The sequence below is a fragment of the Pseudomonas sp. genome, from assembly GCF_050739655.1.
GTDB lineage: Bacteria > Pseudomonadota > Gammaproteobacteria > Pseudomonadales > Pseudomonadaceae > Aquipseudomonas.
Genome location: NZ_JBOIBY010000714.1, coordinates 1 through 5,541 on the forward strand (window position 1 = coordinate 1; position 5,541 = coordinate 5,541).

The window sequence follows — 5,541 nt, forward strand, 5'->3', positions numbered from 1 at the left end:
AGCCCGCTCCCACATTGGCCCGTGTTCGCATGGGCAACGCGGTCACCTGTGGGAGCGGGCTTGCCCGCGAAGAGGCCGGAACATTCAATAAAGGCTTAAGCCCTGCGAACCCGTAGGCAGCGCCACAACGCCGCCACCATCAAAACACTCACCAGCGCCCAGCCCCAGGCCTGCTGATTCTGCAAGCCTTCCCGGAACAATTGCGGCGCAATGCTGGCACCGATGATGAACGTCAGCAGCGCAATCTCCCGGCGCGGAACGCTGACCGGGCGGCACAGGTAGACCAGCGCCGGCACGATGAACGCAACGCTGGGAAAGCTGCGATAGCGCGGATCGAACACCAGTTCCAGCATGCTCACCGCAGCAGCAAACCCAACCACGGCAACCAACCAGCCAGCGCGCCGCTCCAGCGCATTGAAGACCTGCGCCCGCCATCCTGTGCGAGGGCTCAATGTCAACGCTGCGTGCACGGCCACTAACAGGTTCAGTGCTGTCAGCAATGCGACCCACAACCATTCACTGGTAAAGCGGGTGGTAACTCGGGCAAGGTCGCCCCAGATGCCGATGGAGCAGGCGGCCAATGCGCCGAACAACGGCAGGACCAAGGCGGCGCGGGTGCTGCGAACACGACCACCCAGGATCAGCGTGCCGAGGAATATCACCCCACCCACTGTCAGCCACTGAGACCAGAAAGGCACGTTCGACACGGGGCCGGCCAGGATGCCTTTGTCTTGTCGGTCCGCATCGAACAGGCCCCAGTAACCGCCAACTGCGCCTTCACTGGCGCGTTTCCATGGCTGGTCGAAGGCTTCAATCAGGTTGTAATGCCAACCTTGCTGCTCGGCCATGGCGACAAACCCACGAATGAACCTGGCTTCGTTGACTCGGCTTGGCAGGGCGGTTTCCCGTTGGCGACCTTCGCTCGGCCAGCCGGTTTCGCCGATCAACACGTCTTTGGGTGCGAACTTATTGCCGAATACCTGGCGCACTTCGGCCACGTGTTGCAGTGCGGCGTCGATGTTCGACGGATCATCTTCCCAGTAGGGCAGCAAGTGAATGGTCAGGAAATCCACGGCCGGTGCGATTTCCGGATGCTTGAGCCAAAACTCCCAGACATCGGCATAAGTGACAGGCTGCTTGACCTGACTTTTGACCTTGTTGATGAGCCTGGCCAATTGCGCACCGGTGACTTCCTTGCGCAGCAGGGCTTCGTTGCCAACGATCACGGCGGACACTACATCGGCGTTGGCGTTGGCCGAGGCGATCAGCAGGTCGACCTCTTTTTCGGTGTCCACCGGATTGCTGTTGACCCAGGCACCTATCATCAGCTTCAAGCCATGCTTGCGTGCCAGATCGGGGAGGGCTTCAAGGCCGGTCATGGAGTAGGTGCGGATGCATTCGAAACTTTTCGACAGCAGTGCAAGGTCTGCATCCATGCGTTCGGGGCGCAGGTTGAAGGGCACGTCGAACGGCGATTGGTCTTTGTCGAACGGGGTGTAGGAGGCGCATTGCAGCTTGTGCGTGGCGCTGGCGGCGTCCGGCAGGATCACCGGTTTGCCTATGCCGTACCAGAAGCCACAGAGAGCAAAAAGCCCCAGCAGGCAAGCGAAAAGATAGGCAGAAAAAGGAAAGCGCGATGTCGCGGGCATGGTCAGGCCGTCTGGGAGCAAAGCGGCGCATGTTACCTGCATTTGTCCCTTGCTTGGGGCCTCGCATAATTTTGTCATGCAAAGTTCGGGCGGAATGCCCGGTGCATGGGTAGCGCTCTGTATTCATGGCCATCTGATGTCGTTTCTCGGTGCCTTGAGGTCGCTGGCAGAGCAGGTCGCAGACAGCGTCAGGTTGATTATCGAAGGCGTCAGTACCCTCATTGGTAAATCGCGCTGATGATCGAACGAGTTTGCGGTGAGGCGTGATGGGGACGCTGTGCACCATAACAATACGTTTAAGCGACTCGGCACCCGTCGAGTGCAGCACTTTCGGGGAAGTAACGATGAAGATGCGACGACTCTTGGGCGCAGGTGCGGCTTTGGTGCTGGCGATCAGCGCTACCGTGGCCAGTGCCGCCGGCAAGGAAGTGACTCTAGGTTATGTTGACGGCTGGTCGGACAGTGTCGCCACGACCAACGTGGCCGCAGAAGTGATCAGGCAGAAACTCGGCTACGACGTGAAGCTGCAAGCCGTCGCTACCGGGATCATGTGGCAAGGCGTGGCCACCGGCAAACTCGACGCCATGCTGTCGGCCTGGCTGCCGGTGACCCACGGCGATTACTGGACGAAGAACAAGGATCAGGTCGTCGATTACGGCCCGAACTTCAAGGATGCGAAAATCGGCTTGATCGTTCCCGAGTACGTCAAGGCCAAGACCATCGAGGACTTGAAGACCGATGACAGCTTCAAGAATCGCATCGTCGGCATCGACGCCGGTTCAGGCGTGATGCTCAAGACCGATCAGGCGATCAAGGACTACGACCTGACCGGTTATCAACTCAAGGCCAGCTCCGGCGCCGGCATGATTGCCGAGTTGACCCGTGCCGAGAAGAAAAACGAATCCATCGCCGTGACCGGTTGGGTTCCGCACTGGATGTTCGCCAAGTGGAAGCTGCGCTTCCTCGAAGACCCGAAAGGCGTGTACGGCGCGGCTGAAACCGTGAACAGCATCGGCAGCAAGGGTTTGGAAGCCAAGGCGCCAGAAGTGGCCAAGTTCCTGAAAAACTTCCAGTGGGAGTCCAAGGATGAAATCGGCCAGGTCATGCTGGCGATTCAGGATGGTGCCAAACCTGAAGCGGCGGCGAAGGATTGGGTAGCCAAGCACCCGGAACGCGTTGCTGACTGGACCAAGTAACAGGCATCCCTCGCTCCCACATTAATTTAATCGTGCTGGAAATTGGCGATTCTGTCATATCGTTCTAAGACTAAGGTCGTCTGTTACCTGGCTCGCAGCCGCATAGAGTGGATACCGTTCCAACTAAATCTGTGCTGCGAGGATAAAAACAATGAACGACAGCATTTACCTCTCGATTCAAAACAGCCCGCGCTTCAAGGAGCTGGTTACCAAGAGGGAACGATTCGCCTGGATTCTCTCGGCGATCATGCTAGGGCTTTACGCAGGATTCATCCTTTTGATTGCTTACGGGCCGCATGTACTGGGGGCGAAAATCAGCCCTGAGTCATCGATTACCTGGGGCATACCGATCGGTGTCGGGCTGATTATTTCGGCCTTTATCCTGACCGGTATCTACGTGCGACGCGCCAATGGCGAGTTTGACGACCTGAACAATGCGATTCTCAAGGAGGCTCAGCAATGATCCGGCGTCTAATGGCTCTTTTGAGCATCGCAGCTTTCGCACCTGGCGCCTGGGCGGCTGACGCCCTGACCGGCGCTGTTCAGAAACAACCGCTTAATGTGTCCGCGATCGTGATGTTCGTCGCTTTCGTTGGCGCGACCCTGTGCATCACTTACTGGGCGTCCAAGCGCAACAACTCGGCAGCCGACTACTATGCAGCAGGCGGCAAGATCACCGGTTTCCAGAACGGCCTGGCGATTGCCGGCGACTATATGTCCGCGGCGTCCTTCCTGGGTATTTCCGCCCTGGTGTTCACTTCCGGCTACGATGGCCTGATCTACTCGATCGGCTTCCTGGTGGGCTGGCCGATCATTCTGTTCCTGATCGCCGAGCGCCTGCGTAACCTGGGCAAGTACACCTTTGCCGACGTAGCGTCCTACCGCTTGGGCCAGACCCAGATTCGCTCGCTGTCCGCCTGTGGTTCGCTGGTGGTAGTGGCGTTCTACCTGATCGCGCAAATGGTCGGTGCCGGCAAGTTGATCCAACTGCTGTTCGGTCTGGACTACCATGTTGCGGTGATCCTGGTCGGTATCCTGATGTGCCTTTACGTGTTGTTCGGCGGCATGCTGGCGACTACCTGGGTACAGATCATCAAGGCTGTGCTGCTGCTGTCCGGCGCCTCCTTCATGGCGCTGATGGTGATGAAACACGTCAACTTCGACTTCAACATGCTGTTCTCCGAAGCGATCAAGGTTCACCCGAAAGCCGAAGCGATCATGAGCCCTGGCGGTCTGGTGAAAGACCCGATCTCTGCATTCTCCCTGGGTCTGGCACTGATGTTTGGTACCGCTGGCCTGCCGCACATCCTGATGCGCTTCTTCACTGTGAGTGACGCGAAAGAAGCCCGTAAGAGCGTGCTGTATGCAACCGGCTTCATTGGTTACTTCTACATCCTGACTTTCATCATCGGCTTCGGCGCGATCCTGCTGGTCAGCACCAACCCCACCTTCAAAGACGCTGCTGGCGCGCTGTTGGGCGGTAACAACATGGCGGCGGTGCACCTGGCTGACGCCGTTGGTGGCAGTCTTTTCCTGGGCTTCATCTCGGCGGTGGCGTTCGCGACCATCCTGGCGGTGGTTGCCGGTTTGACCCTGGCTGGCGCTTCGGCGGTGTCTCACGACCTGTACGCCAGTGTGATCAAGAAGGGCAAGGCCAACGACAAAGATGAGATCCGCGTTTCGAAAATCACCACCATCGCTCTGGCAGTGTTGGCGATTGTCCTGGGCATCCTTTTCGAAAGCCAGAACATCGCGTTCATGGTGGGCCTGGCGTTCTCCATCGCGGCGAGCTGCAACTTCCCGGTCCTGCTGCTTTCCATGTACTGGAAAAAGCTGACCACCCGCGGTGCGATGATCGGTGGCTGGATGGGGCTGGTGAGTGCTGTGGGCTTGATGATTCTTGGCCCAACCATCTGGGTGCAGATTCTGCATCACGAGAAGGCCATCTTCCCGTATGAGTACCCAGCGCTATTCTCGATGATGATTGCCTTTATCGGTATCTGGTTCTTCTCGATCACTGACAAGTCGACTGCGGCTGAAAATGAGCGGGCGCTGTTCTTCCCGCAATTCGTTCGCTCGCAGACTGGTTTGGGGGCGAGTGGGGCGGTTTCGCACTAAGAGTAGCTAGAAGCTACAAGATATAAGCTACAAGCAAATGCCCCGGTCGAGAGATCGGGGCATTTTTTTGGGGGCAGGCTTTAGGGGAAGGCTGTTCCCGCTGACGTCTTCGCGGGCAAGCCCGCTCCCACAGTGTCTGTGCCGTACACAAAATTCATGTACGCCAGATAAACCTGTGGGAGCGGGCTTGCCCGCGAAGGCGTCAGCACATTCACTGCACGGCTCGGATCGCTGCACAAACAAAAACGGCCTCCTGCTCTTTATATAAAAGGCAGAGGCCGTTCCCGGTACAACTCAACGCGCTATCGCAAGAAAGATCTTACTTGCGGTCTTCCAGCTTGGTGATGTCACGCGACTCGTAGCCGGTGTACAGCTGGCGTGGACGGCCAATCTTGTACGGGCTGGAGAGCATTTCTTTCCAGTGGGAGATCCAGCCAACGGTCCGCGCCAAGGCGAAGATCACGGTGAACATGCTGGTTGGAATGCCGATCGCCTTGAGGATGATCCCCGAGTAGAAGTCGACGTTCGGGTACAGCGAGCGCTCGATGAAGTACGGGTCGGTCAGGGCGATCTCTTCC

Annotated in this window: 5 protein-coding genes; 3 read left to right on the forward strand and 2 right to left on the reverse strand. The window is 58.0% G+C overall.

From position 1 onward, the window contains the following. Positions 1 to 95: 95 nt before the first annotated feature. Complete coding sequence (locus ACRESJ_RS33880) at positions 96 to 1,691, reverse strand: beta (1-6) glucans synthase (RefSeq protein ID WP_431761773.1); 1,596 nt, start codon at positions 1,689 to 1,691, stop codon at positions 96 to 98. A 302-nt stretch (positions 1,692 to 1,993) separates the two neighbouring features. On the opposite strand from ACRESJ_RS33880, the gene ACRESJ_RS33885 reads away from it, so the two are divergent. The 3 genes from ACRESJ_RS33885 to ACRESJ_RS33895 all read left to right on the forward strand — a co-directional run bounded on the left by ACRESJ_RS33885 (position 1,994) and on the right by ACRESJ_RS33895 (position 4,963). Next, on the forward strand, positions 1,994 to 2,845 hold the full coding sequence (locus ACRESJ_RS33885) for a glycine betaine ABC transporter substrate-binding protein (RefSeq protein ID WP_431761774.1): 852 nt from the start codon (positions 1,994 to 1,996) through the stop codon (positions 2,843 to 2,845). 151 nt (positions 2,846 to 2,996) lie between these two features. Next, positions 2,997 to 3,308: a DUF485 domain-containing protein gene (locus ACRESJ_RS33890; protein ID WP_431761775.1), complete on the forward strand. Its 312-nt coding sequence runs from the start codon at positions 2,997 to 2,999 to the stop codon at positions 3,306 to 3,308. Continuing rightward, positions 3,305 to 4,963 (forward strand): cation acetate symporter, encoded by a 1,659-nt coding sequence (locus ACRESJ_RS33895; protein WP_431761776.1) that lies wholly within the window; start codon positions 3,305 to 3,307, stop codon positions 4,961 to 4,963. Before ACRESJ_RS33890 ends, ACRESJ_RS33895 begins: the two co-directional genes overlap by 4 nt. A gap of 319 nt (positions 4,964 to 5,282) precedes the next feature. Here the strand turns inward: ACRESJ_RS33895 and ACRESJ_RS33900 are convergent. After that, positions 5,283 to 5,541 (reverse strand): citrate/2-methylcitrate synthase (locus ACRESJ_RS33900; protein ID WP_431761777.1); only part of this gene is annotated, 259 nt, incomplete at its 5' end.